Genomic DNA, 25,495 nt, shown 5'->3' with positions numbered 1-25,495 from the left:
TGCTATATTTTTATAAAGTAACTTTCATCATTTCATATACTTATCTACCAACACATAACATCTTTCTTTTGTTGACTGCGCCAAAGATCCCACATATAAAACTTTTTCCAATGTACCACCAGCCGCTTCTGACGCATCCTTTTTAGCTTTTGAATCTCTATCCTTTATCCACTGAAGTTCTTCATTTTGCAAGCTTTTCATATCACTTGGAGATAACTGAACTTTTAATACAGCATAAATATCATTTAGTTCATCATCCCATTGTTTATGTTCTTTACATGCCTCGTCATACATATCCTTTGTAGTTAAAGCCTTATCGGCTAAGCCCTTAAATCCCAATTCAATTTTATCTAGTTTATCCTTATATTCCTGTTTCTTAGTTTTCTGTTTAATGTTATTATTTTCTGTACTCGGTTTAGTTTGACTATCAGTTATTTTAGTTTCAATGTTCTCTTGAGAAAATTCATACCAAACTACATCCTTTTTTTCATCTTGCTCTTTAACAAAAGCGTTATATGCTTCTTCTGTAGCAGGTTTATCATCAATGAAATATGTTCTTATTGGATTTCCATTGTTGTCATCTGTATTATGATAACCTAATATGTAATCTTCACAGGCATTTGTTTTAAAATTTAATTTTCTATATCCGTTATTAAAAGCACTGTTTGAATAATGAACTGTTCCATCTGTTTTAAGATTTCCAAAGCCTCTAAGCACTTGAATATATCCAATAACTTTATTGTTCATATAATGTAAGACCTCATAAAACTCCACATAATTGCCAACAGTTAATTCAAGAACAATTTCAGGTATTCCATCTCCATCCATATCAAGTACTGTAAAGTGAGTTAATTTGAATACAGTTCCATAAATCTCTTCATTACTTAAAAAATCATTCAAATATACATCTTTATTATTATCCGTACTAAAAAATTCAGCCTTGTTTTGTAATACTGCTTTATATGCTTCTATTTCCAAACTCTTATTGTTATCAGATGATAACTGAGTTTTTTCACTTTCATTATTGATATCTAGGTTTGCGCTGTCTTTATTATTTGAACATGCAGTAAATGACATGCTTAAGAGAAAAATAAGAAGTATACTTATAATTTTAAACTCTATCTTAACCACTCCTCCCATAAAATAAGAATATACTTAATAATACCATTTCCAAAGTTGATAATTTTCTTCATCATCACTAACTAAAGCAACATCAATTATTTTTTTATCTGCTAAATCAATTAAACAAAATCCTTTACAAAAACCACAATTAATAGAACTATATAAATTATTTAATTTCAATTCATGATTCCATAATTCAAGTACTGCTTCAAATAAATCATTAAATATGATTCTAGCGTAACCTTCATAATAGCCAACTTTAATAAAAATATATTCTTTATCGCATTTTAATTCTGATTGGTCTATAATCCAATTGCAACATTGTTTATCAGTTGCCTTGCATGTCAATTTACTATATGGCTTAATCCTACCCTCTTGCCATAGTTTATGGTAAGAATAAATAATGTCTTTATAGTAGTCTCTCTCAGTTCCAATTTCATAAATTTCTTTAGTCGTTACTACATCTATTGATTTCATTAAATTTTTGAAATATAATTGTTTCTTTTTCTGTTCAATCAATTCTTTTCTATTCATAATATATTTTCCTTTTAAACTAATAAAACCATTTTACATATTTTAATATGAAATACTCTGTTTATAAATCTTTAACAAAATATCTGTTTTTACCTTCAATCGTTTCTTGAATTCTATCACAAACTAAACACATAAGCATCTCACTCCCAAATTATAATTTATCTTGCAAGCCTTGTAATTACAGAACCACTTTAAACAGTAACTTTTTTTTGTGAAAAGGCATAATACCGAATTAAAATCTCATCTATTATTATTTCATCAAGATTTATTTAACTCTTTTATACATAGGATGATTTTCATTGAACTCAACCAAATCCCATAAGTTTCCGTATAAATCTTTAAATACAGCAACTATCCCATAATCCTGCTCTTTAGGTTCTCTAACAAATTCTATTCCTATTTTTTTCATTTCATTATAATCACGCAAGAAATTATCAGTTCCTAAGAAAAGAAACACTCTTCCTCCAGCTTGATTCCCTATAAAAGGTTCTTGTTCAGGCTTAGATGCTCTTGCAAGCAATATTGTTGTTCCATTTGAACCTGGCGGAGACACTACCACCCACCTTTTCTCTTGCTCAGGTTGATATGTATCTTCTACTAATGTAAAATGAAGTTTTTTTGTATAAAACTCGATTGCTTCATCATAATCTTTTACTACTAAAGCAATATGTACAATTGATTGAATCATTATTTTGCCTCCTTATTTATTAAAATTTACAAATTACTAAAAAATACTCATATAAATCCTATCCATAATTCTCTGAAAATCTACGTAGTATCAATCTTTCTGTCCTTAATTCTTTCATATTAAATCGCCTAATCGAATTGGAAACAAATAAAATAAGTACAAGCTATAATAAGACTTCTAAATACTTTTTCGTAAGTTACATTATAATTGTATATGTTAACTGAAGTATCGTCTTATAGCTTGTACCTCTTAATATTTTTGTACGCGTATCCTAACCCTAGGTTTAACCTCTATTACATACATAGATATTTTTTAGATTAATTAAATATTAACAAACCTGAGCATTTTGCATTATCCTATTGCAAATTTCTTCTTGAATTTCTCCGTTATCATTTTCAAATCTTTCTCCATCAAACCTTATGCGAATTACACTCTCATCAAGATCTAAACACTCTAGGAAAAATCCTTTAATTCCCCTTAACTTTCTATCTATTTCAACTAACATTTCTAAGCCATTATTATATAAATTAAATATTATTTCAACGTCATCCACTTCTCCATTTAAAAAATTTGTTGGTTTAAACTTAAATTCTTGAACTATTGGAAGGGATCTTCCATCAAAGTTTGTATATTTCTGCTCACATTCAATTAGTTGGAAACCTATTTTTGCAAATATATCAAAAATATGTTGAGCATATGGATGTGGCAATATTTCTATATAATCTCTATCTGATGAATCTATTCCTGACGCAATATCTAAATCTGTTTCTATCCAAACTGCTTGTCTCTCCAAAGTAATTGGAGTAATTTCAGGAATCTTAAATGAAAAATCAAAATCCAATGTTTGCTTTGCTTCTACAGTAAATGCTTCAACAAATTCAACTTGATCTATTACAATATTGTGTCTTTCTGTAATAATTTCTTCTTTTTCGTTATCGTTATCATCAACAGTTCGCTTAATTTCTTCTGTCAAATAATATGTCATCAACTTAACAGTTATTTTATTAATATACTGGTCAACATTGCCTCCCTTAACATAAATCTTCCCGTTAAACTCCTCGCCTACTCTAAAACTATTTCCTTCAAGTACAGTATCAATTTTTGCTGATCCAATTCCCATGCTAGCCATGGCGCGTTTAAAAAATGACATAAAAACATCCTCCTAAAATAATACTTTCCATAATATATATTTTCACCATAATTATACCACATTTATTAATATTCGAAAATTAATTTTGACATTTAAAACTAATTTTAGCACATATTCTTAAGAATATTAGAATATGCACCATTATTCATATATCCTAAATAATAACACTATTGAATGATAATATTTATTACAAAAAAGTAAAAATCTAAAATGTCCAGAAATACTTTTGCTATAAATTCAAAGAGATAAAATCCGCCATGACGAAATTTTACAACCAAAGAGCAATTTCGTAGCAATCATAGCCATTCTTTAGCATGTTCTTTGATAAATTCAATTTCCGATAAATACAAATCCCTATGTCCCTCTTCCAACATTTTCTTAAAGGCACTATTTCCATTTTGAGATTCATCATAAATTAAATCAGCAAGGGCCTGTAGTCTAGCTGTCATTTGTACAAATAAATCCTTAGGACATTCCATCCCATATGCATCAAAAAATACCCTAATACTCTTTTTCCTAAACTCCTTATCTCTATCAACATCATAATTCCTGTATTCCTGTTTTCCATTATCATAATTTTTTTTACTAAATGGAACAAATCTATACAGTGCATATACAATATCCCATATTCTAGGGGCAGGACAACATGTATCAAAATCAATTAATCCATATGGCATATTATTAACAAAGGTCATATTATATGGTGCAATATCATTGTGGCATATAACTTCCTTTTCTAAAGCTCCTTTATATGAAAACATCCAACTATCTATATCTGTTCTTTCAAAGGATAGCGTTGCATCATGATATTTACGCATAATTTCTGCCACTTTTCTAATTATAGATAATTGTTCATTTTTATCATTGGTAAAAGGATAATCAACTTTACAATCTCCAGGAACAAATGATAATATTTCCCTTCCCATATCATCAATTCCTATAAATTGTGGGCTATTAGTGTATTCAACTTTTTTTAAATGTAGTAATACTCTATGTATCGTTGAACTCCAAGTCTTCTGTTCCCTCAAAACTGTTTCGTTCTGCTTATATACGCTTGTAGAATTACCTCCAGATAATTTTTTCATTAGCTCCCCCCTAGAAAATTAATATTTGTAATTTGAAACCTAAAAATTGAAATAATACATCATTATTCTAATTCGCTAATATAGAAAAATATGCATTAACTCAACTATCATTGCGATTATTTGCAGTAGTGTTACTTTTGTTTCATTCCAAAAGCAATCCACCGTCCATCTATATCTTCTAACACAAATTCCATATTATTATAATCTGTCATATGGAGTGGACGAACAATTTTAGCACCTTTGCTTATAAATTCATTTTGTAATGCTTTTTGATTGTCTGTAATAAAATAAGCATCTTCCCCATAACCATAAAGTTCTCTATTAGTGTAGACTTTTTCGCTATTTGCTTTAGTCAATACAATTTCCACACTATCTCGATAAAGGCATATATGTGGTTCTCTTACATCTAAATATTTAACAATTCTAAATCCCATAATCTCATTATAATACTTAGCGGTTTCTTCGATATTTGGAGTAGGAAACACCGCAAGTATTGAATGAAGAGTTTTTTCCATACGCAATCTCTCCTTCTTTTATTATACCTAAACTTACCATTATGAATTTATAAAAAAATCTTATTTCATTCATAAATTGAAATTTGTCGGTCAGTATAAATTTAATTATATGGATTTAATAATGCATATACATAGGTATCCCAATATATAGGCTGTCCTTTCTCATCTTGACAGAATGAAACATTTTTTCTAAAATGCGCTTCACGTATCATTCCAATCTTCTCCATTAACTTCCATGAAGGTGCGTTTTGAGGAGCACATTCTGCATAAATTCTGTGAACACCTTGATTAAACATATAATCTGTAACTGCTTTACTAGCACAACTTCCGTATCCCTTATGTTGATAATTCACATTTAATACATATCCCAGCTCTCTTGAATTAAAGCTCCTATTTCCTAAATAAATATTTCCAATTACTTTATTCTCTTTTTTTAGCTCAATTGCATAGAATTCATCACTTTGTGCTCTGTATTCAATCTCTTTCTTTGCTTTTTTGCAAGAAAAATCTGGATATGCTTCAAATTCAGCATTAACTCTCTGCAGCATATATTCACATAAATCTTTTTCATCCCTTAACTCAAAATTACGAATAATTAATTCATCTGTCTCAATTCTCATTTTTATATTCTCCTTTAGCAGTAAAACCTGCTTCTCAAATTACAATTCATTAATGATAATTCTATTAAATCTTCAATTTCAACTTGTCCATCTATAATCCATGTATCATATTCTTCTGGTGTTCTAGATACATAATCATCCTAACCTTTCATTGTTTTAAAACAGCATAACTTGAATTATTATCACTTATATATTACATGATGTAAAAGACAATCATTTTTAATTTCTAATTTAAACTATATTTTATTCATGATTTATAAAAGATATCCAGTAACTATCTATATTAAAAACCTCTTTTAGAATATCTTCTTTAAAGCACCTAACTTTTTACCATAAATTAAGGAAGCAATCTCTCTACTTATATATGTACCACCAGCCCCTCCCAATGATAAGAATTGATAGTTTACTAAATCATTGCTTAATACAACAATAGTAATATCGTCATCAATATATTTCTCAAAATGAGAAGTGTAACCATTCGCAATTCCCCCACCATGGCATATACTTTTACAATCAAAATGTTTTTTAATAAGCAATCCATAGCCATATTTTACATACTTGCCATCATAGTGAGGCTCTTGCATTTCCCTTACTATTTGGGTTTTCAATAGTTTACCATCCTGAATTGCTCTATCAAGCAAATAATAATCACCAACAGTTGATACAATATCACCACAAGCAAACCATATTGATGGGTCTATATAGAAGCCTTTTTCACCCTTAATATAATTATTGGCTACATTTTTTTGTTCTTCATCACAAAAACCTGAATTATTCATTTTAGCAGGAATAAATATATTATTTTTAACATATTGGTGATAACTCATTCCAGAAACCATTTCAATTATCAAGCCAAGAATAAGATAATTGGTATTACTGTACGACCATTTTTCACCAACAGGGAATTTCAATTTATAACTTTTTACAATTTGTAGTATTTCTTGAGGTGTATGACGTTCTCCCCATTTTATTTGGTTTTTTAGCATTACGTGGTTAGGTATCCCAGAAGTATGAGTTAGAAGATGATGAATTGTAATTCCTTGACCCTTATATAAGTCTGGAATATAATCTTCAATATTCTGCTTCGTTGAAAGCATACCTTTTTCTGATAACTGCATAATACATAATGCAGTTATTGGCTTTGTCATAGAACCAATCATGAATTTTGTTTCAGGTGTATTTTTTATTCCTTTTTCCTTATTTGAATACCCATATGATTGATTAAATATAATTTCATTATTTTTTGATACCAATACATTTCCACTAAATTTTTTTTGTTTTTTAAAGTATTCATTTAAATTAATATTCGTCATTGACATCCTCCAATAACTTGTCCATATTTCATATAATCAATATTAACCAGTTCACTTTATCCTACAATTACTTCGTTTAATACTCATCTTGAAAGTAGACGTACAATTTCATTTTTAATCTTTTCTTTCAATTCTTCCCTCTGCTTTTCATTCGGTCTTGTAGATTCATCAAATAATTCCTCATTTGACAATTGATATATCGAACTAACTATAGGAGTATCACCTTTTACTCTTGGATAAAGATGCCAATGAATATGAGGACATCCATTTCCGAGTAGTTCATAGTTCATCTTATCAGGCTTAAATATATTAGAAACAGCCTCTGCTACTATAGACATTTCTTCAAGATGTTTTATTTTAAAGGAATGTTCTAAGTTGTGTAATTCAGGACCATGCTCTTTACAATTGAAAACAGTATAGCCTTTAAACTTCTGAAACCATCCTAAAATTACATATCCTGTTTCAAGTTCCATAATAAAATATGGGTCATCTTTAATATTTTTTTGCTTTTCACACATTTTACAACTCATTTTATACCCTCCTAAATAAAATATTAATTATCTTCAGTTCGCACTTACTTACCATTATGCATTTTTAAAAAAATCTTATTTCATTCATAAATTAAAATTCATCTAACTTTTTCAATTTTACATATTACAACCATTCTTTTGAATGTTCTTCGATAAATTCAATTTCTGTTAGCTAAAGGTTTTAACCTCTCCCAACAGAGTTATTTTTTCATCATCAATAATTATTCCACCAGTATTTGTAATTCCATATACTTTCTTTCTCTTTTCTTCTAATACCTTATTGATATACTGATTAACCATTTCACTGCCTTCATAATGAACTTCAATATCAAATTCTTTAATAAAGTTAAGTCCTTTATTGTATGTAAATGTATTATAATCTCTATCTGGCGTAATGTGATATTCTGATATTTGAATCATTGCTCCTGCACTACTGCCAATAACAACACCTGTAAAACTTTGAATATACCCAATTAAATCAAATTCAATTAAACGTAACATCATTTTATCAGGCAACCCACCAGTAAAGAATATTACATTGCTCTTTTTTATTTTATCTTTTGCATTTTCAACTGTATCTTTAAAGTAATTTATAAAATTTATATTTTCTTCTTCAATTCCATAGCTCAAGAATGGTGTTACAATGCTTTCATAATATTTTCCAGTATTCCTACTATACGCATCCTGCCAATCATTATCACTTCCTATTGTTTCACTAAAGGAAAATGGTATTATTAAAATCTTGTCCTTAGGCATTATGTATTTTGATACTTTTTCCCTTGCCCAGCTTTCATGAAAATTATATAAACTAAATAACATATTTACCATAATTATTTCCTCACTTCTTTTTCATACCATAATTTTCTATTCAATATTGATTATAACATATCTTACAAACATTGAAGTATTCAATTATTAAAGAACATTCTTAATTAATTGCTATTAATTTTATTACACAAAACCTATTACTCTTTTAACTCGATCATCTTAATTTCCCATTACTAAAATTTAAACTACTATTCAAATTAGAATTTGGAAGTTTCTATAACACAAATAATAAAAATTACTTAATCATTAATTAGTATTGACTAAAAGTATAAAAGGATATATTATAGATAAATAGAGTCTATAATATCCGATTAATAATACTACATGGAGGATTAATATGAAATATACAAAAGCTACTAATTATGCATTACATATAGTTGCTTATATGATTAAGTATGATAAAAGAGATAATCTAAGTTTACTTCCTTTGGCAAACCATTTAAATATCTCGCCAAGTTATTTGTCAAAGATTTTAACACAGTTAGTTAAAGCTAATATAATTAAATCAACTCCCGGTGTTAATGGTGGCTATGTTTTGCAGAAGAGCAAAGAAGAAATTTCACTTTTAGATGTAATTAAGGCAACTGAAGGAAGTAGCCCTATGTTTACATGTGAAATGAAGGAGAATCATGCGTGCAAAATTCAAAAAGCAATGGAAGAAGCCGAGAATATGATGGAAACCTATCTTAAAAATAAAAAACTATTTGAAATTATATAAAAACAATTAAATTTCATAAGTTTCTTTATGTTCTAATTATAGATAAATACAGTCTATAATATATTTGATTAAAATAATTGTACTCGTGCTTTAAATAACTTATTACAATGTGTATTCTAAAATGATATTTATATTATAAATAAAATTATAAAGGAGATGTTTATATGTCTGAATTTTGGGAAAGAAGTTTTGCAGAAAAGCAAGCAATGTGGGGGTTTGAGCCCTCAAGTACTGCGATTATAGTATCAGATTACTTTGCTGAAAATAATTTAAAGGATATCCTAATTCCTGGTGTAGGATACGGAAGAAATATAAAACCGTTTATTGATAATAACATGGAAGTTACAGGAATCGAAATTTCTCAAACAGCAATTAATATTGCAAAGAAAAATGGAATTAATAATAAAATTTACCATGGATCAGTATCTGATATGCCTTTTGAAAATAAACTCTATGATGGTGTAGCTAGCTTTGCACTTATTCATTTGTTAAATGAAGCTGAAAGAAAAAAGTTTATTAATGATTGCTATAACCATTTAAAACCAGGTGGATATATGATTTTTACAGCTGTTTCAGAAAAAGCTCCAATGTACGGTAATGGTAGAAAGCTTGATGAAAATTATTATGAAACAACATATGGTGTGAAACTGTTTTTCTATAATTCTAAGTCTATAGAGAAAGAATTCGGAAATTATGGACTTGTAGATTTTGTAGAGGTTGATGACATATATAAGGATAATCCAGATAAACCTCCAGTAAAATTTTTAATGATAAAATGCAGAAAGAAGATATAACACCGATAAAGTTCTCAAATAAAATCATAAAATATAACTAAACCATATAATAGAATAATCATATAAGAAAATAAAAAATAGAACAAACGATGTTCTATTTTTTATTTATCCCCTCAAAAAAAACATAAGTACAATTGCCAGTTAGTAGTTTGTTAGAATTATGTATACAAAAAATCACAAATTTATTTTAATAATGAGCTTAAATTAAATTCAATTTTGTGAAATATCAATTACTAAATCAGTCCCTACCCCAACTTTAGTTATAAAAATTTTACTTAAGTCGAAATTCACTGTAACAATATTTAAACATATTTCTGATGTTGTACCTATTGCCCTTGCTGGTGCATTTGGATTGCTTAAGGATTTTCTAGGCACATCATTCCATGTACTAATATATTTAATTCCATTTCTTGTCAATACTTGTTCACTATGCGTATGCCCATAGAAAAATGCAATAACCTTTCCAATTCCTTGTGAAGAAAAATCAACTGAAACTGATTGTCCAAAATCTCCAGTAGTTGCTATGGAATTATATTTTGCTCCCATCTTAAATGCATCTATAATATCTAACATTACAGTTCCATTATATACAAGATTGTCTGCTCCTATCATTCCTTCTGGAAATGGATTAACATGTGTAAAGAGCATAACCTTCCATTGCTCATCTGGCAGCTTCAAAGCAATATGCGCCAACCAGTTTAATTGAGCATTTGAGTAAGCATAAGTATTTTGTCCATCATACTTCCATGCTGCTTTATTATCTTGATTTTTAATATAAGGAATATCAATGGAATTTAAAAAAATCGCTCTAACCTTGTATTCTGGAATATCATAGTAATAATACATTCCTTCTCTATTTGATTCATCAAATTGAACAATTCCATCTAGCCTTTTAAACATAATATTATATTGTTCTTGTGGCAGCATAGTATATTTTACATTGTCTACTCCATTTGAATTTATAGAGTTATCATCATGATTTCCCTTAACAGTAAAATAATTATCAAAGGATATCTTACTAATTAATTTTGTTGCTGTATCTAAATGAATTTGCTTCGTTATTCCATTATCAAGATTATCTCCACAACAAGCTGTAAATTTAATATCCATATTATTGTTTATATAATTTATAGTCTCTATATCTGCAAAAGTCGATGTTTCAGTAATATGGGGATCAGTAAAAAAAGAAAAACTCATTGTTTTTTGACCTTGAAACTCTTTTGCTTTTGCAATTTGTAGATCAACCATTTCTTTTAAATAAATTGGTATTTTATTCTCATAAGTTTTATTATTCATTTTGTTCCTCTACTTTCATTATAATAGTGATTTCTACATGGACTAAATATAGTGATAAATTCTCTTATAGATTCTTATCAGAGCATATTCATATCTCCAATAATATGATTTTATAGTTGGTCATTTATTTTTTAGCTCATAGTATTGTTCCAATTATATTCATCTAATTATTTAAAAATTTACACATTAATATAATGTTCTCATAATCCTGTATTCGTTTTTATTTCCTTTAGCCTTGAAATTTATTATTATGTTTTTTAGCAATTTATACATTTAATTGCTATCTATACTCTAAATCATTCTCAAAATACTTTGGATAACTTACCCATATTTTTTCAAATTCAGACTTTGATATATTAAAAATTCTAAACTCACCCATATTATTTATTTCTTCATTTGATGGGTATGGTTCTTCAGATACAAAATCTTCCTCATCTCCCATAATCTCCACGTGCCTGTCTAAGAATACAGAAATTTGCCTTGTTGAATAGCGTTCATTATCAAGTTCTGCAAATATTAAAATAGGAGTTTCATCAGTCTATTCGACTATTCTTGTACAACTATGTAGGATTAATTCATTATACCAAACATATAAATCTAATCTATTACCTACATCTATTAATAGAATGACGCATTAAAAAAATCGCCGATTCAATTTCTTGAACAATGCGATTTTACAATTTGCTATTTAATTTTATTGATTCATGTTTTATAAATATTATGGCATAACAATATTAAGAACTAACATTTAATAACTTAATTACTATTTATCTAATGCAAATTCAAATGCAGAAATGGCATGTATTGTTGCTGTATCAAAAATTGGTATATTAACATCTTCTGGTTTTATCAATAAGGGTAGCTCAGTACAGCCTAATATTATTCCTTCCGCACCTTTTAAAGTTAAATTGTCTATTATTTTTAAATATTTTCTCTTTGAAGAAGCATCTATTACGCCTTTACATAATTCATTTAAAATTACATCGTGAACAAGTTCTCTTTCACATTCATCTGGAATAACTACATCTATATTAAATTTTTCCTTTAGAAATTTTTTGTAAAAATCTTGTTCCATAATATATTTAGTCCCAAGTAATCCAACCTTCTTCATACCATTTTGAATTATTTCTTTACCTGTCGCTTCAGCTATATGTAAAACTTTTAATCCTACTTTATCTTCTATATCACTTGCCACCTTGTGCATTGTATTACAACATATAACAATAAAATCAGCGCCACCATTCTTAAGTTTTTCAGCAACATTAACCATAATATTTGCTAACTCATCCCATTTACCTTGATGTTGTAAAACTTCTATTTCTTCAAAATCTACTGAATACATTATACATTTCGCAGAATGAAGTCCTCCTAATTTTAATTTAGCAGTTTCATTTATAATTCTGTAATATTCAAGTGATGATTCCCAACTCATTCCACCTATTAAACCTATCGTCTTCAGATTAACCATCTCCTTCAGATATAAAATTTCATATTAGTTTTATACGAATATTAGGTTATTTTTAATAACCTATCAATTTTCATCAGCTTTCAATAATTCACATTCAATTACTACTACAAATCAATTATAGCATATATTGTAAATATCACATTATTCAATTTTCAAAGAACAAGATCTTTATCTACTGCGTCAAATTTACAACTTGAATATTTATTTCTTAAATTTCACATAATAAGAATGTACTCATGATTAAAAATTTTTCGTTCCTTGTAGCCCCTTTATTGGGGCTTTTTTAATAAAATTTTAGTATTACGCATTACCTATTCCTTGTAATTAGTTCGTTTTTCCACCATCTTTTATTTGTACATTCACTTTTCAACCATCTAACTTCTCCCATTTCTTTAACTTCCTTTTGAAATTCTCTTACCTCTTGTCTTGGATGATCTGGAAACTCAAGGAGTAAAGTCAAAGAATCTAATGCCCTTTCTTTTGTTCCAAAATAAACTTCATAATTTGTCATTGTTGCTCTACCTCACTTTCTTACTATAGTGCGTATATTCTAATTTCAAAAACAAAATACTAATAAAATGGAGGTGCTGTTATGAATATAAAGAAATTTTTAGTATTTTTTCTAATATCCTTATTTACATTTGTTAAAATCCCTCAAGCACAACCAATTCCTATTGCAACTACTTACACACAAGGTATTTATAATACCTCTCAATATACTGGAAAATATATTACAGCTAAACTTATAACTCCTGGTAAACCTCTTACTAGCATAATTATTAATTCTAAAGGTAGTCTAGAAATATTTTTAAGATTTAATGACCCAAATGAAACTGTAAAACTTGGTCCTATTCAAGAAGGAGATGTTATAGTTCTTGTTGGTGCTGGTGAAATATCTTTTTCTCCTTTTTCATAGTTTACAGTATAGTGTTTAGTGTAATTCTAAACACTATATTAAGTATATTATCTTTCTTGTATTACTATTTCGCAATATTTACATATCATGAACATTATTAGATTAATGGACACTTCTGTATAGTATTCCATTCTCTTATACCTATTAATATCTGCGCCAAATTCTAATAACAGTATATCTTTCCAGCAAATTTAATTCAAAGCTAATATTATCTCCAATATAGTTTTCTGTATCCATTTCCAGCATAATCGATTAAAATTTTTCAACTTCTTTTTGTCCTCATATTACATGCTCTTATACCAACTTGGAACTGAATCTTTCATATTCTTGTACCATTCTAGAATATCTTTAGCTTGATTTATCATGGTGTCAATTTCACTTTGTTCAAATTGAATTGCCCAAGGTAGTGCTGATAATGTATTGCTTGAAATATATAATGCAAGTAATTGCCAAAAGTCCATTGGTACATTACCATCAAAATACCCATTTACCATCCCCGAAGCAAAAAGTGGTGATTGTTGTGCACACCAAACAATTCGATTAAATTCCTCCCATGGATCACCAAAATCATATCTATCAAAGTCAATAATTTGAAGTTTTCCTTCATAATCAATCATCATATTCCCCACATGGTAATCACCGTGTTGATAACATTGTGATCGATTTTTCAGCAAATAACGATTCTCATTTATATAGTCAATAAACGATTGTCCATTCTCATATTTTATAGGACAATCTTTATACATTTGGATCTTCCGCATAATTTTACGATTAAATCGTACCTCCCATTCCTCTTGTGTACCAGGTGCTGGAATAGTATGAATATGCTTAAGTATTTTACCAGCCTCAATTCCATATAAATATTGTTCTTCATTGGTTAAAGTTGTAAGAATTTCTACAAAATCCTCTCCTTCGATCCAACTTTGTAGAAAAAATACACCTTCATCACAAGTGCCAAATTCAATAGGTTTGCACATAGGAACACCAAGTTCCTCTACATACTGCATCATTTCAAATTCAACTTTCTTACGTTCTTTTTGCTCTATTTTTGAAATACGTAATAAATACTTTTTTCCTTCAGGAGTTATAACGCAATATTTTTTATCATCTGACCATCCTTTTTCAATCAATATCCTAGTCTTAAAATCATTTATAGGCAAACCTAATCATCCCCTTCTTGAAATGCAGATATTCTATTAGACAAATTTAAAAATATTTAATAATTAAAAGAGTAATAGATAATATATTAGAGTTATGTATAAAGAAATACCGTATATTCTTTTTTGAATAATACGGTATTCTCTTTAAGTTATATTTAATTTTATCTTGGTAATATTTTAAAATTAGTCCTTTAACTTACTCTATAAACTGGTATTTGCAACTTTATTACATCCGAACTATCTTTCTAACTGTGTTTGCCGTTCTGATTGTCAGCTTGCTACTAATGTTTGCCTTAGCTGTCTTCGACCACCAATTTGTCTTTTGATAATCCTTTCGATTGAAAGACCAGAATACTGCTTTTTTGTAATTCTTTATCTTTTCAAATTCTTCTTTAGGCTCTCCTATTTCACTAAATATATCAGTAAATGTTGCCGGCAACATTATAAAAATAAGATTATCGTATATTTCCTTGTCTTCATTTCCCCACCAGTCAGGGGCATTATGTAATATATCTTCAAGTTCTTCCTTTAATATGACAAAAACAGGTATTTGCAAATCAAACCTGTCTTTTATCATTGTTTCAAGCTGACCAGAAAAATCCTCTTTGTGATCCTCATCACTTGAAAAGATGACATTGCCACTATTCAGATATGTCTTAACTTCTAAAAAACCAAGTTCTTCAAAACCTGCCTTTAATCCAACCATTGGAATCTTATTTTTGCCACTTATATTGATGCCCCTTAAAAATGCAATATATCTTTTCATATAACAAAGTCACCTCATCAAATTCTAATTTATTTCTTAGTAAAAAACTATAAACTCATATAATAGCACATTTATGAGTTAATTATAGCATATTTTTATGATACCATATTCTTCAATTTTCTTAATTAATTCACAATATTTACTTGTTATGCACATTATTAGTCTAATGAACACTTCTGTAACGAGTTATCTCACGTTGTTTTATTCGTTCTAATCTCACTTGAAATGGAGCATAAAGAAGAATTGCCAACTTAATAACGTATTTATATTATTGTGCTTTATTTAGTAAGCTTTTATTTATCTACTATATTTGAACCTCTATTTCTGATAAATTTAATGCTTTCCCACCAACCTTAACTTCAATAACTTCTTCGCCTTCAGTTCTTAAAGCAACAATTATTTCTGAAGGCTTTTCCATTGAATAACCTTGCTCAATAACTATATTATTAGCATTGTCAGACTTAATTTTATCATATTTAAATAAATAACATGCAAGAGCACCATTAGATGTACCAGTTGCAGATTCTTCTGGTATTCCATAGAGTGGTGCAAAATTTCTACAGTAGGCATTTGAATTATTAAGCGATTCAAGAGTAAAAATATGATAGCCGATCGTATTATATTTACTGCTGATTTCTGACACTTTTTCAAAATTTGGCTTTATTGCATTAACTAGATCTATATTCTTAATTGGTATAAGTATATCCCTAAGACCTGTAGATACAATTTGTACTGGTAGTTCTTCAATCATTTCATTCATAGTAATATTCAATGAATCTGCAATTTCTTTCTTAGATATTGTTTGATGATAACTTGGCGCATTTTGATTCATCATTATTGAAAAATCCTCCTTTAATTCTATACCTAAAATTCCTGCTTTAGTTTCTTGAAGATACTTACCAGGTTTAATTAATCTTTTGATTAATAGTGTACTAAAAGTTCCTATTGTGGCATGTCCACAAATATCAACCTCTTCATTCGGGGTAAAAAACCTAACTTTAAAGTCTGCTAATTCTGATTTCATGACAAATGCAGTCTCACTAAAGCCAATAATACCCGCAATTTTTTTCATACTATCTTCTGATAAATCATCTGCATTGAGCACAACTCCAGCAGGATTTCCTCCCTCTATGCATTTTGCAAATGAATTTAATGTATAAGCTTTTACCTTCATAATTAATTCCCCCTTGACTAAACATATAATAATCTACAATACATATTTTTACTATTCCTTTCAAATTTGAACTTATCATAATACCTAATCAGTGTTTATTTTGCTCTCAATGAATACTTTTGAAATAAGCATGGCTTGGATTATGGGTTCAAATCGATTGAATTGCGAAGTTCCTTTTTCATATTTACTTTGTGCTTTTGTATTTTTATTTATGATTGAAACCACAGGAGGCAATGCTTCTTTCAATTCTTTGCTTGTATAATTTATTGTTTTATCACCCATAAGAAGCGACTTGGAAATATAAAGTGCTTTAATTCTGTTTTTTAAGAGGGAATGTTGAGATGTTCCTTCTAAAAACTTAAGTTTCATTTTTTCACATTTAGTAATGGTAGAAGATAGCATGGATTTGGCTTTTTCCAATTCTTCATTATTAAATTCCATTATGAAGCCTCCTTATCAAATTAATATTTATCCAATTCTTTTATATACGTAAATATAATTTATCAACTTCTTTTAGTGCTTGTAATATACTAATTATCAACTAAAACTTATCGAATCAAGAGAAATTGATAACTCTGCAAATTTAAATTTACCGATCAGTTAAGAATTTAGATATATGCATAGGGTAAAAGTTCCGTATTGCAGCATAGCTGCTCTTTTTATAGGTGTGCAAATTGAAATTTGAACTTTAAATCCACTTTCTGTTTTGTACCGATTTTCCGTGTCCAAAATGAATTAATCTATTTCCTAAATCACTAATCTTTCTCGCACTAAGTTCAAGTTGAATTTTATTTTCATAAAGCAAGGAGATTGTTGGTTTTAAAATATTCATTAATGAATCCCCAACAATCAAATCTCTTTGTTCAACATCAATGCCTATTGAGCCTTTAGTATGTCCTGGAAGTCCAATTATCTTCCCTTTGATTCCAAAGCATTCTAAAGAATCTCCATCTTTCAAAAATATAGTGGGTTTAAATTTTTCTATAGGATTACTTTTAATTGATTTTTGAGAGAAATAGCAGAATATTTTCCCAATTGCTCCTCTTCCATACATAGATTGTGCTGTGTTATCATCAACTAAATCTTCATCTCCAATCCCTATAGCAATTGGAACATTTAATCGCTTAGACAAAACTGCTGTATTTTGTATGTGATCAATATGTCCATGTGTCAGTATGATACCTTCAACATGGCTATCTTTACAAACATCATAGATTTTTTCTGCATACCCCGATAGTCCAGTATCAACAAGAACTGCATGAGATTTTTCTTTAATTAAAAAGGCATTTACACTTCCACATGGAATTCTAATAATATCACTCATATTAAAATATAATCCTCCTTCTAAATTGTAATTTATCTAATTTTTTTATACCCATAAATTATATATAAATCATTAGACTTTTCATAATTTATTAACTTCATCTTGATACGACATTTTCTATACCTCATTTTTAAATTAGTTAACACAATGGAAGTTTCGCTAACTAATTAATCTACATAACCGTATCCTATTAATTTGTGATTATCTTTTGCAATATAAACAATCATATTATTTGGTCTTGCATTAGTTTGAGTTTGAAAATCAACAAGATATACAATCTTTCCGATATAAGATTTATCATCAATATTTCCCATTCCTTCATTTAATGTTACTTCTGAAACTTTGCTATCCATCCAAGTTCCTTTTACTCTAGCTTTATCCTGTGAAGTTAGTTGATTATATGCAATTTTTCTAATATCTTGCTCTGAATTTGAGGTATTATTTAGTGTGGTTTGACACCATGCTCCATCAGAACCTAATTTGTATCCATCTATAGTTACATCATGCACCATATATCCATCTTGTCCAAAATAATACCACTTTCCATCTATTTGCTTCCATCCTACTGCCCATGAATCCCCTTCTGTATTCCACCAGCCATTAGAATCCCGTTTCCATTCTGCACTTACTCCTATTGGATATATCGTCAACATTGTAGCTACTGCTAATAAACTAGCAATTATTTTTGTTAATTTCATCTTTTTCTCCCCCCGCACTTTCACTAATTCAAATTACCTTACAATATACAAATAATTTACTTTTTTCAAGTTCCATTTTATTCTATTTTCATATAAATCCTTCTCATAATATAAATAAATCACAATTTACATTTCTAGTTTGTATCTTAGAAGTATTTCTGTAGTACCATCTTCAAATTTACTAACAACATCTGCTTCAAATCCATGCTTTTCATAAATTTTTCTAGCATTATGATTTTTTTCTAACACCCATAAAAATATTTTTTTGATACTTTTTCTCTTTGCATGTTCAATGCAATCTTTCATTAGAATACTGCCAATACCCTGTCCTTGAAAAAAAGTATCAACATAGAGTTGAAAAATTTCAATACTATTTCCACTATCTTTAATATTCGAATATCCCCATTTAATCAATCCTTTTACAATTCCGTCGTCATATACATATAAGTCATCTAATTCAGATTCTTTATCCCGAAAATCTAATGCTAAATCTAAGACCTGCATTTCGTTAAATGAAACATTGTCATTATTAAATATCTGTCTGTAAGCAGTTCTTTTTGCAAATACTAAAATTTCTGCTAACCTTGATGCATCTTTTATTTCTGCTCTTCTTATCATATTATTAACTCCCTACGTAGTTGATTTTAATATTGAAATTTATCTGCTTCATATTGATAATAAACATATATTCTCATATTTATTTAACACTAAACTCCTTATTCCTAATTTTAAACATATATTATCCTCCATAAACTTCCATTTGCTATACTGACCATTAAATTTGAATATACATGATCAAGTATTTAATAAAAAGATTACTAGAATCCGATATTATAAATCATCATATTTGCCACCTAAAACAGTACCATTCATTTTTAAATATGACTTCTCATGCAATAGGGCTTCTTGATGGTATTTTGGATTAGTATAATGGTTATAATAATATTCTTTTAGCAATTCCAGATCATTTCTATATTTTTCTACTTCCATAGCACACACTCTAGTCCATAAAAGTCTGTCTATTGATACAATTAGAATATTTTCTTCCTCAATAGCATCTTTCTTAAAAAAATTATAATCAAGGTGTGCAATACTTCTCCATATTTCAAATTCTCCAATGACCATTCCCAAGTCTCCATATAAATCTTTTCTCTTATTAGGATATTTATGTGCAAGAACTTGATAATCCTCATCTGTTACTATTAGATCAATATCTGCACCAGCTTTTCGTATTCCATAATACTCCATAGACATTCCACCCATAAGAATTGGCTTATCTATAAAAGTTAAATTATTAGCTTCCAACATTTCTGTAATATGATCAATAACTTTTTTCATTTCAATCTCTCCTACAAAATATCTTTCAATGTAATACAAGCAACATATTTTCAAAACACTATCCTAATTAACTCCCAAAGGAAAATTTATATTAACTATCACAAATCTTTGCTTCATATTATTAGCCTATTTGATATATGAATAATCAAAATCAAATATCGCTGCTTAAAATCCATTTAGTTAAATACTCAATTTATATAATAATCTTTAATATATGCTTTTAGTATCACAAACCAATTATAGCACAAATTGTAATATTCCATCATTCAATTCTCAGAGACCTTTTATAATTTGTTGAGTCTTTATTATAATTATGCAGTAAAAAATCGTACATCCAATCTCTTGAATAATACGATTTTCAATTTACTATTTAATTTCATCAACTCATTATTAAAGAGTATATAATAAACTCTTACTACACTTTATCTAAGAATTTAATTTATAAAGATTCATTTCTGTAAGCAAGGCATGAAAAACTGTTTAACAAAACTTCTAGTCTCTACTGATCTATTTTTCCTCTCGTAATTCTTATTTCGAGCACCTTCCCAACACAGGAATAAACAGATTTCGCTTTAAACATCACCTTAACTTTGCTTTTATTTAATGTAAGCTCCTTTGGTATTTCATAAAACCTATAATATTTTTCCTTATCACTAATCTCGATGGTCTGTTCAGCAACAACATTACCATCCACCATAATGTCAAAATCCCTTAAATAGGTTATTCCATCATCTTTGAACTTGTTATCCTCACTAAAATACTTTGCGCAGATGAAGTTTTGCCTTTCTCCGTCAACACTCATCTCATAGCTGAAGTAAGCCTCCTCGACACCATATGCATCTCTCCACATAGACATATTACCATTAAGGTCTTTAAACGAACCATAATGTTTTGCTTTGAGGCAATTACCTTTCATGCTGTGCCCTATTTCATCCTGTTGTCCATCAGGTTCTATGCTGTCGATGGTAATATCACTCAATAGTTTTTCAAATTTATCCCCTACAGTGTTCAAATTCCAATACACACTATAAAATTCATGATGTATCTGATAAAACGGAACAAGTGTTACTTCATTTTTATCAGTTGTAACCTCAGCTGAAATTTTAAAGGTTAAGGTCTCAGCATCCTTCATTGTAATCCAATTTGATATATCCTCATCCTCTGTAAATATATCTGGTACAGACGCAGTTGTTGTGTCCAATGCCACTTCGTCCTCAATTGTATCATTTGGAAGTCCTATATTTCCAAACTTCCCTGCAAGAACTACAGGACCATAGGTGAAGGCAATCTTGCCAACATTATCCTTTGATGTATACTTAGAAACAGCCATTGGCAGCGTAATTCTGATTTCATCACCTTTTTCCCAAGCACCGCTGACTGTAAGATATCCTTTTTCACTTTGTACAAACCTATCTTTGCCATTTACAACAGCAACGAGTTCGCTTGTTATCCATGATGGTACACGTATATTAATATTTGCTTCTGCTTTTCCATCAATAATTTTTAAAATTACGGTATCTGAATATGGTAAATTTGATTCTTGCCTTATTGTTAATCCTTTTGCTTCCCAATCAAACTGCGACGCTATAAATAAATTAACATATAAATCATCCTGTTCCTGAAAGTATATGGCTTCAGCATATTTGCCTGGATTCTCCATACCTGTGCCTGTACAGCACCACCAAGCAGTATCTTTTGTACTGTATATTCTATAATGTCCAGGCATCAAGGATGTAAAGTAGGTTTTATTTCCTGTCTGACAATCCTGCGTTCCAAGAATGTGATTAAAAAGAGCATTTTCGTAATAATCCATATACGCACTGTCATGATTCCATGAAAATAATAGTTTTGTCAAGAGCAACATATTGTGTGTGTTACAGCTTTCTGCAGTCTTAATACCAAGGCTTTCCATATCAATTGCTTCAAAATGTTCTTTCAAACTGTTGCCTCCAATAACATAGGAACGTCTATTAACCACGGTATTCCAAAAGAATTGTGCAGCTGTTTTATATTTCTCATAAGCATGCTCCTGATTGTATATTTCTGCTATACCTATGATTTTAGGAATTTGAGTATTTGCATGCTTTCCCTGTAAATCATCAACACATTGCTCAAGTGGTTCAACAATGGCTTTATGCGAAAATCTAACTGCTGTATCCAGATATGTGCTATTGCCTGTAAAACTATAAAGCTTAGCAAATATATGGTTCATGCCCCCATGTTCACATTCAAGCATTGCCTGAACCTGTTCATCAGACATTTGATTTAATATTGAAACTGCCCAGTCGGCAAAATTAACCACTACATTTAGGGCTTCAGAATTTTCTGCTAACTCATATGCATCAATCAATCCCTTGTATATCTTATGTATGCTGTACCAAGGGACCCAATATCCATTAATATCAAATTTTCCTATATTTGTTCCATTTATTATTTCTACAAAGGGTGTTTCAACCAAGCCTCCAATATATCCCCTTCCTATTACCTGCTGTATATGCGATAATTCTGACACCGCATAATCAAGAATCTTTTTTAACTCTTCATTCCCAGTAGCCTGATATGTTACTGCAAGGGCTGACATAAAATGTCCCAATGAATGTCCGCTGATTGCTCTTGCTTCCCATCCTGAATAACGTTTTTTCTTTGGTTCCAAACCATGCGCCTCATAGCAGGGAGCTAAAAACCTGTCCACATCGAGAGATAAAATATATTTTTCTCCCAGATCTTGAGATGTTTTAAAAAAACCTTTTAAAAGTCTTACTTTGCTTAAGCTTGGAAACCCTTCCACTGCTAATTTCATAATTGTACTCCTTCCTGATACGTAATAGATGTATAAATCAGTTATTTAATTTTTGGAAACAAGTGCAAAGCCCATGTATAGAAATCCCAATAGTTTTGACTTCAACCAATGATTATGATAATATTTTACTAATATACTTATGAGTTAACAATGGTCATTATCGAAGAAAGGATGGATAAATCAGACTTAATGGAGAATTATTTAAATTATAATTTATGTGGAAAATTTATATCTGCTGGCAATTGGAATCACATGAAACGCAAATTTAATTTATATCAAGTAGCGTTCATGCTTGAAGGAGAAATGTATATTACCGAAGAAGACCGTCAATATATAATTCGCCCTGGTGATATTCTGTTTTTCCGTTCTGGCTTGACACATTACGGTCATAAAAAGAGTACTTCACCTGTTAGCTTTTATTGGGTAATGTATGAAACCAATATTGAATCTTATCTAAATTTCCCAACCTTTGCCCATATCGAAGACACCCTACTTATTAATCAGTTGTTTAAACAGCTTTTGCATTTTTCCTCTTATTCCATTGATGAAACAAATGCAGCGCTGATTTTGCTATTAAATGAACTTAAGCGAACCCTTAACAGAACATATTCAAAACACCGTTCAGTTGTTGATAGCATTTGTAGATGGATAGATATTAATTTACAGAAAGATATTAATGTTTCAGATGTTGCACAAAATTTCAATTTTAACAAGGACTATATTTCCAAAATCGTAAAACGAGAAAAAGGGATGGGTATTAAAGAATACATCTTATCACAGCGTATAAATCGCGCTAAGCAGTTACTTTTGAATACGCATTTAAGTGTTAAGCAGATAACAAAAGAATGTGGCTTTTTTGACTACACCCAATTTCTAAAGATGTTTAAAAGATATGAAGGTATAACACCAACTAAATATAGAAATATTCTATATTCTACACCAATTAATGCAGACTTGGATAATAATTAAGTAATCAAATATCAACGAGTGTTTGTTGTAAAATAACAAAATTCCTAATTAATGTTCCTAATATAACTACAACAATATACTCTCCTAGAAGAGTTTAGCAATTCACCATATATTTAATCTTCCTCTGTGACATTTAGTCCCAACTTCATTTTAATCTCATTAAATAAGAAAACTTATCATAATAATTTATCTTACTGTATTCCCCATATATGCATCCTTTTGTAGTATTGTGCAACAAGAAAAATGCCGTAAATTCGCTTTATTGAATAATACGGCATTTATTATTAACAATTTCGTTATAGCTTTATTACAAAAGTAACTAATTTAGCATACATTAGCAACAACTAGATCTCCGACAACGTCTGTGACATCTGTGACGTCTGCACCTACAACATCTACAGCATCTACAGCACCCACAGAACCCAGGGAATCCAAAGAATGGCATATTAATCACCTCTCTTCTTTTGTATACTATATTATATTCTCACTCTTACATAATGTTCTTAAATTTAGCATTAAGTTTTATAATATATGATATTCTGCCTTATATCTAAAAGGATTAATAATATCTTTGGCTAACTTCTTTCGTAAGACCATAATCAATGATAACAGTTCTTCTTTTAATAATTCCCCAGCTGCTTTTCCTATCTAAATCACCCAATAACAAATTATAGTTACTCTTAATATTCTGTAGTTCTTTTAAGTTCAATAATTCCCTTTTATTTCTAACATTAAAATAATTCAATACCTCTGAAATATTGTATATCTTATCTGCTTTTTCCATTATAAGCATACTTGAGTCATTTGATATTTGAATAATTTTTGCAAATAATTTTGATTTATCGCTTTTAGAAATTTTATATTCCGATTTATTTTGAGCAATTCCTGCCATATTCTTAGCAATTTTCACTACATACCCATTTCCTAAATCAAACACGTCTCTGCTAGAGCCAGAACCAATATACTTATAATATCCTCGTCGTATATTAAACATAATTTGATTAAATATACCACTCATTTTAACACCTACTCCATGTTAATCTCTTTATATTCATTAGTAAACACTTGGTATATTATATTATTCACTCTGCAATTAATTGGTTCATCCTGCTATAATGACTTGACTACCTATATCTTCTAAATACCGCATTATTCAGTTTTCAAAGAACATATTTTTATTTACTACGTCAAATTCACAAACTGTTTGTAACTATAAAATTACGAATCATGGAGTGACACTAATTTTTATAGTATTTTCATTAACTGGAAGAATTAATTCTATTTTAGCTTCACTATCTACATATCCATATTGTTGTCCATTCCAATGATCTTCATAAATTACATTCATCATATTTGTATTTAAAACTGATTCTAAATCTTTGATTTTTAACATTTTAATATTCCCTCCTATCTCAATCCTAAATCTGATAATACTCTATATATTGTTGCTCTACTTAATCCCGTCTTTTTAACAATATCTACATTTTGTTTATAAAATAAATTATTGAATATTTTCTTATATTTTTGAGCATAATAATTTTGATTTAATAACTATGCTCATTTTTTATAAAAAACTTTTAGTTTTTTGCCCCTTAATTGGGGCTTTTTATGTCTAATGTCGGGTAGGTCGGAAACCTCTCGGTTTCTTTCCCCCCTAAGAACCGTACTTGTGACTTTCACCACATACGG

30 protein-coding genes are annotated in these 25,495 nt (G+C 29.2%); 4 read left to right on the top strand and 26 right to left on the bottom strand.

Annotated elements, in window-relative coordinates; translation table 11 throughout:
* Positions 1 to 27: 27 nt before the first annotated feature.
* The 10 genes from L3B98_RS15775 to L3B98_RS15730 all read right to left on the bottom strand — a co-directional run bounded on the left by L3B98_RS15775 (position 28) and on the right by L3B98_RS15730 (position 8,385).
* A complete protein-coding gene (locus tag L3B98_RS15775) occupies positions 28 to 1,140 on the bottom strand; it encodes a lysozyme inhibitor LprI family protein (RefSeq protein ID WP_238917445.1) in 1,113 nt (370 codons plus the stop codon).
* Between the two features lie 15 nt (positions 1,141 to 1,155).
* Positions 1,156 to 1,656, bottom strand: coding sequence for a hypothetical protein (locus tag L3B98_RS15770; RefSeq protein WP_238917444.1), 501 nt, complete (start codon positions 1,654 to 1,656; stop codon positions 1,156 to 1,158).
* Positions 1,657 to 1,921: 265 nt separating this feature from the next.
* Positions 1,922 to 2,344, bottom strand: coding sequence for a VOC family protein (locus tag L3B98_RS15765; protein ID WP_238917443.1), 423 nt, complete (start codon positions 2,342 to 2,344; stop codon positions 1,922 to 1,924).
* 328 nt (positions 2,345 to 2,672) lie between these two features.
* Positions 2,673 to 3,494 (bottom strand): sporulation protein, encoded by an 822-nt coding sequence (locus L3B98_RS15760; protein WP_238917442.1) that lies wholly within the window; start codon positions 3,492 to 3,494, stop codon positions 2,673 to 2,675.
* Positions 3,495 to 3,790: 296 nt separating this feature from the next.
* Positions 3,791 to 4,579, bottom strand: coding sequence for a phosphotransferase (locus L3B98_RS15755; protein WP_238917441.1), 789 nt, complete (start codon positions 4,577 to 4,579; stop codon positions 3,791 to 3,793).
* A gap of 131 nt (positions 4,580 to 4,710) precedes the next feature.
* Entirely contained in the window at positions 4,711 to 5,094 is a 384-nt protein-coding gene (locus L3B98_RS15750) for a VOC family protein (protein WP_238917440.1), read from the bottom strand.
* 101 nt (positions 5,095 to 5,195) lie between these two features.
* Positions 5,196 to 5,714 (bottom strand): GNAT family protein, encoded by a 519-nt coding sequence (locus tag L3B98_RS15745; RefSeq protein WP_238917439.1) that lies wholly within the window; start codon positions 5,712 to 5,714, stop codon positions 5,196 to 5,198.
* A gap of 296 nt (positions 5,715 to 6,010) precedes the next feature.
* Positions 6,011 to 7,027: a serine hydrolase domain-containing protein gene (locus tag L3B98_RS15740; protein ID WP_238917438.1), complete on the bottom strand. Its 1,017-nt coding sequence runs from the start codon at positions 7,025 to 7,027 to the stop codon at positions 6,011 to 6,013.
* Positions 7,028 to 7,110: 83 nt separating this feature from the next.
* Positions 7,111 to 7,557, bottom strand: coding sequence for an HIT family protein (locus L3B98_RS15735; RefSeq protein ID WP_238917437.1), 447 nt, complete (start codon positions 7,555 to 7,557; stop codon positions 7,111 to 7,113).
* Positions 7,558 to 7,725: 168 nt separating this feature from the next.
* Positions 7,726 to 8,385 (bottom strand): Type 1 glutamine amidotransferase-like domain-containing protein, encoded by a 660-nt coding sequence (locus L3B98_RS15730; protein ID WP_238917436.1) that lies wholly within the window; start codon positions 8,383 to 8,385, stop codon positions 7,726 to 7,728.
* Between the two features lie 337 nt (positions 8,386 to 8,722).
* On the opposite strand from L3B98_RS15730, the gene L3B98_RS15725 reads away from it, so the two are divergent.
* Both L3B98_RS15725 and L3B98_RS15720 read left to right on the top strand, forming a co-directional pair.
* A complete protein-coding gene (locus L3B98_RS15725) occupies positions 8,723 to 9,103 on the top strand; it encodes an Rrf2 family transcriptional regulator (RefSeq protein WP_077363885.1) in 381 nt (126 codons plus the stop codon).
* A gap of 164 nt (positions 9,104 to 9,267) precedes the next feature.
* Positions 9,268 to 9,897, top strand: a complete 630-nt coding sequence (locus L3B98_RS15720; RefSeq protein ID WP_238917435.1) for a class I SAM-dependent methyltransferase — start codon at positions 9,268 to 9,270, stop codon at positions 9,895 to 9,897.
* 210 nt (positions 9,898 to 10,107) lie between these two features.
* Here L3B98_RS15720 and L3B98_RS15715 read toward each other — a convergent pair whose 3' ends face one another.
* The 4 genes from L3B98_RS15715 to L3B98_RS15700 form a co-directional block, all read right to left on the bottom strand.
* The gene (locus tag L3B98_RS15715; protein WP_238917434.1) at positions 10,108 to 11,193 is read right to left on the bottom strand and encodes a metallophosphoesterase; all 1,086 of its coding nucleotides are present in this window, start codon (positions 11,191 to 11,193) and stop codon (positions 10,108 to 10,110) included.
* Between the two features lie 280 nt (positions 11,194 to 11,473).
* Positions 11,474 to 11,716 carry a hypothetical protein gene (locus L3B98_RS15710; protein ID WP_343073690.1) on the bottom strand — a complete coding sequence of 81 codons (243 nt, stop codon included), beginning with the start codon at positions 11,714 to 11,716 and terminating at the stop codon, positions 11,474 to 11,476.
* 240 nt (positions 11,717 to 11,956) lie between these two features.
* Positions 11,957 to 12,652, bottom strand: a complete 696-nt coding sequence (locus tag L3B98_RS15705; RefSeq protein ID WP_238917534.1) for an aspartate/glutamate racemase family protein — start codon at positions 12,650 to 12,652, stop codon at positions 11,957 to 11,959.
* Positions 12,653 to 12,968: 316 nt separating this feature from the next.
* A complete protein-coding gene (locus L3B98_RS15700; RefSeq protein ID WP_238917432.1) occupies positions 12,969 to 13,172 on the bottom strand; it encodes a hypothetical protein in 204 nt (67 codons plus the stop codon).
* 81 nt (positions 13,173 to 13,253) lie between these two features.
* Between L3B98_RS15700 and L3B98_RS15695 the strand changes: the two genes are divergently transcribed.
* A complete protein-coding gene (locus L3B98_RS15695; protein WP_238917431.1) occupies positions 13,254 to 13,577 on the top strand; it encodes a hypothetical protein in 324 nt (107 codons plus the stop codon).
* 284 nt (positions 13,578 to 13,861) lie between these two features.
* Here the strand turns inward: L3B98_RS15695 and L3B98_RS15690 are convergent, their stop codons facing one another.
* From L3B98_RS15690 to L3B98_RS15650, 9 genes are all read right to left on the bottom strand, one after another.
* Positions 13,862 to 14,737: a phosphotransferase gene (locus L3B98_RS15690; protein ID WP_238917430.1), complete on the bottom strand. Its 876-nt coding sequence runs from the start codon at positions 14,735 to 14,737 to the stop codon at positions 13,862 to 13,864.
* 226 nt (positions 14,738 to 14,963) lie between these two features.
* Complete coding sequence (locus tag L3B98_RS15685; protein ID WP_238917429.1) at positions 14,964 to 15,503, bottom strand: DUF1697 domain-containing protein; 540 nt, start codon at positions 15,501 to 15,503, stop codon at positions 14,964 to 14,966.
* Between the two features lie 304 nt (positions 15,504 to 15,807).
* Positions 15,808 to 16,677: a PhzF family phenazine biosynthesis protein gene (locus L3B98_RS15680; RefSeq protein WP_238917428.1), complete on the bottom strand. Its 870-nt coding sequence runs from the start codon at positions 16,675 to 16,677 to the stop codon at positions 15,808 to 15,810.
* A gap of 84 nt (positions 16,678 to 16,761) precedes the next feature.
* On the bottom strand, positions 16,762 to 17,118 hold the full coding sequence (locus L3B98_RS15675; RefSeq protein ID WP_077363899.1) for a hypothetical protein: 357 nt from the start codon (positions 17,116 to 17,118) through the stop codon (positions 16,762 to 16,764).
* Positions 17,119 to 17,365: 247 nt separating this feature from the next.
* The gene (locus L3B98_RS15670; protein WP_077363901.1) at positions 17,366 to 18,001 is read right to left on the bottom strand and encodes an MBL fold metallo-hydrolase; all 636 of its coding nucleotides are present in this window, start codon (positions 17,999 to 18,001) and stop codon (positions 17,366 to 17,368) included.
* A gap of 167 nt (positions 18,002 to 18,168) precedes the next feature.
* Entirely contained in the window at positions 18,169 to 18,699 is a 531-nt protein-coding gene (locus L3B98_RS15665; protein ID WP_077363903.1) for a hypothetical protein, read from the bottom strand.
* A gap of 126 nt (positions 18,700 to 18,825) precedes the next feature.
* Entirely contained in the window at positions 18,826 to 19,317 is a 492-nt protein-coding gene (locus tag L3B98_RS15660; RefSeq protein ID WP_077363905.1) for a GNAT family N-acetyltransferase, read from the bottom strand.
* Positions 19,318 to 19,530: 213 nt separating this feature from the next.
* Positions 19,531 to 20,037 (bottom strand): hypothetical protein, encoded by a 507-nt coding sequence (locus L3B98_RS15655; protein ID WP_238917427.1) that lies wholly within the window; start codon positions 20,035 to 20,037, stop codon positions 19,531 to 19,533.
* 499 nt (positions 20,038 to 20,536) lie between these two features.
* Positions 20,537 to 22,837 carry a glycoside hydrolase family 127 protein gene (locus L3B98_RS15650; protein WP_238917426.1) on the bottom strand — a complete coding sequence of 767 codons (2,301 nt, stop codon included), beginning with the start codon at positions 22,835 to 22,837 and terminating at the stop codon, positions 20,537 to 20,539.
* A 150-nt stretch (positions 22,838 to 22,987) separates the two neighbouring features.
* Between L3B98_RS15650 and L3B98_RS15645 the strand changes: the two genes are divergently transcribed.
* A complete protein-coding gene (locus L3B98_RS15645; protein ID WP_238917425.1) occupies positions 22,988 to 23,806 on the top strand; it encodes an AraC family transcriptional regulator in 819 nt (272 codons plus the stop codon).
* Positions 23,807 to 24,365: 559 nt separating this feature from the next.
* Here the strand turns inward: L3B98_RS15645 and L3B98_RS15640 are convergent.
* The 3 genes from L3B98_RS15640 to L3B98_RS29125 all read right to left on the bottom strand — a co-directional run bounded on the left by L3B98_RS15640 (position 24,366) and on the right by L3B98_RS29125 (position 25,318).
* Positions 24,366 to 24,824: a hypothetical protein gene (locus L3B98_RS15640; protein WP_015393567.1), complete on the bottom strand. Its 459-nt coding sequence runs from the start codon at positions 24,822 to 24,824 to the stop codon at positions 24,366 to 24,368.
* 207 nt (positions 24,825 to 25,031) lie between these two features.
* Positions 25,032 to 25,199 (bottom strand): hypothetical protein, encoded by a 168-nt coding sequence (locus L3B98_RS15635; RefSeq protein ID WP_015393568.1) that lies wholly within the window; start codon positions 25,197 to 25,199, stop codon positions 25,032 to 25,034.
* A gap of 14 nt (positions 25,200 to 25,213) precedes the next feature.
* Complete coding sequence (locus L3B98_RS29125) at positions 25,214 to 25,318, bottom strand: helix-turn-helix domain-containing protein (protein ID WP_341274139.1); 105 nt, start codon at positions 25,316 to 25,318, stop codon at positions 25,214 to 25,216.
* Between the last annotated feature and the right edge of the window lie 177 nt (positions 25,319 to 25,495).

This window comes from Clostridium sp. YIM B02555, from assembly GCF_022320955.1.
GTDB lineage: Bacteria > Bacillota > Clostridia > Clostridiales > Clostridiaceae > Clostridium > Clostridium saccharoperbutylacetonicum.
This window is presented reverse-complemented; position numbering and strand designations above follow the sequence as displayed.

What these genes read in the sequence shown, in the direction of transcription:
- L3B98_RS15695 (WP_238917431.1), top strand. Translation starts at nt 13,254, where the DNA reads ATGAATATAAAGAAATTTTTAGTATTTTTTCTAATATCCTTATTTACA.
- L3B98_RS15680 (WP_238917428.1), bottom strand. Translation starts at nt 16,677, where the DNA reads ATGAAGGTAAAAGCTTATACATTAAATTCATTTGCAAAATGCATAGAG.
- L3B98_RS15725 (WP_077363885.1), top strand. Translation starts at nt 8,723, where the DNA reads ATGAAATATACAAAAGCTACTAATTATGCATTACATATAGTTGCTTAT.
- L3B98_RS15765 (WP_238917443.1), bottom strand. Translation starts at nt 2,344, where the DNA reads ATGATTCAATCAATTGTACATATTGCTTTAGTAGTAAAAGATTATGAT.
- L3B98_RS15740 (WP_238917438.1), bottom strand. Translation starts at nt 7,027, where the DNA reads ATGACGAATATTAATTTAAATGAATACTTTAAAAAACAAAAAAAATTT.
- L3B98_RS15700 (WP_238917432.1), bottom strand. Translation starts at nt 13,172, where the DNA reads ATGACAAATTATGAAGTTTATTTTGGAACAAAAGAAAGGGCATTAGAT.
- L3B98_RS15755 (WP_238917441.1), bottom strand. Translation starts at nt 4,579, where the DNA reads ATGAAAAAATTATCTGGAGGTAATTCTACAAGCGTATATAAGCAGAAC.
- L3B98_RS15730 (WP_238917436.1), bottom strand. Translation starts at nt 8,385, where the DNA reads ATGGTAAATATGTTATTTAGTTTATATAATTTTCATGAAAGCTGGGCA.
- L3B98_RS15650 (WP_238917426.1), bottom strand. Translation starts at nt 22,837, where the DNA reads ATGAAATTAGCAGTGGAAGGGTTTCCAAGCTTAAGCAAAGTAAGACTT.
- L3B98_RS15720 (WP_238917435.1), top strand. Translation starts at nt 9,268, where the DNA reads ATGTCTGAATTTTGGGAAAGAAGTTTTGCAGAAAAGCAAGCAATGTGG.
- L3B98_RS15750 (WP_238917440.1), bottom strand. Translation starts at nt 5,094, where the DNA reads ATGGAAAAAACTCTTCATTCAATACTTGCGGTGTTTCCTACTCCAAAT.
- L3B98_RS15665 (WP_077363903.1), bottom strand. Translation starts at nt 18,699, where the DNA reads ATGAAATTAACAAAAATAATTGCTAGTTTATTAGCAGTAGCTACAATG.
- L3B98_RS15685 (WP_238917429.1), bottom strand. Translation starts at nt 15,503, where the DNA reads ATGAAAAGATATATTGCATTTTTAAGGGGCATCAATATAAGTGGCAAA.
- L3B98_RS15655 (WP_238917427.1), bottom strand. Translation starts at nt 20,037, where the DNA reads ATGAAAAAAGTTATTGATCATATTACAGAAATGTTGGAAGCTAATAAT.
- L3B98_RS15745 (WP_238917439.1), bottom strand. Translation starts at nt 5,714, where the DNA reads ATGAGAATTGAGACAGATGAATTAATTATTCGTAATTTTGAGTTAAGG.
- L3B98_RS15675 (WP_077363899.1), bottom strand. Translation starts at nt 17,118, where the DNA reads ATGGAATTTAATAATGAAGAATTGGAAAAAGCCAAATCCATGCTATCT.
- L3B98_RS15640 (WP_015393567.1), bottom strand. Translation starts at nt 24,824, where the DNA reads ATGAGTGGTATATTTAATCAAATTATGTTTAATATACGACGAGGATAT.
- L3B98_RS15715 (WP_238917434.1), bottom strand. Translation starts at nt 11,193, where the DNA reads ATGAATAATAAAACTTATGAGAATAAAATACCAATTTATTTAAAAGAA.
- L3B98_RS15770 (WP_238917444.1), bottom strand. Translation starts at nt 1,656, where the DNA reads ATGAATAGAAAAGAATTGATTGAACAGAAAAAGAAACAATTATATTTC.
- L3B98_RS15635 (WP_015393568.1), bottom strand. Translation starts at nt 25,199, where the DNA reads ATGTTAAAAATCAAAGATTTAGAATCAGTTTTAAATACAAATATGATG.
- L3B98_RS15775 (WP_238917445.1), bottom strand. Translation starts at nt 1,140, where the DNA reads ATGGGAGGAGTGGTTAAGATAGAGTTTAAAATTATAAGTATACTTCTT.
- L3B98_RS15760 (WP_238917442.1), bottom strand. Translation starts at nt 3,494, where the DNA reads ATGTCATTTTTTAAACGCGCCATGGCTAGCATGGGAATTGGATCAGCA.
- L3B98_RS15660 (WP_077363905.1), bottom strand. Translation starts at nt 19,317, where the DNA reads ATGATAAGAAGAGCAGAAATAAAAGATGCATCAAGGTTAGCAGAAATT.
- L3B98_RS15735 (WP_238917437.1), bottom strand. Translation starts at nt 7,557, where the DNA reads ATGAGTTGTAAAATGTGTGAAAAGCAAAAAAATATTAAAGATGACCCA.
- L3B98_RS15670 (WP_077363901.1), bottom strand. Translation starts at nt 18,001, where the DNA reads ATGAGTGATATTATTAGAATTCCATGTGGAAGTGTAAATGCCTTTTTA.
- L3B98_RS15645 (WP_238917425.1), top strand. Translation starts at nt 22,988, where the DNA reads ATGGTCATTATCGAAGAAAGGATGGATAAATCAGACTTAATGGAGAAT.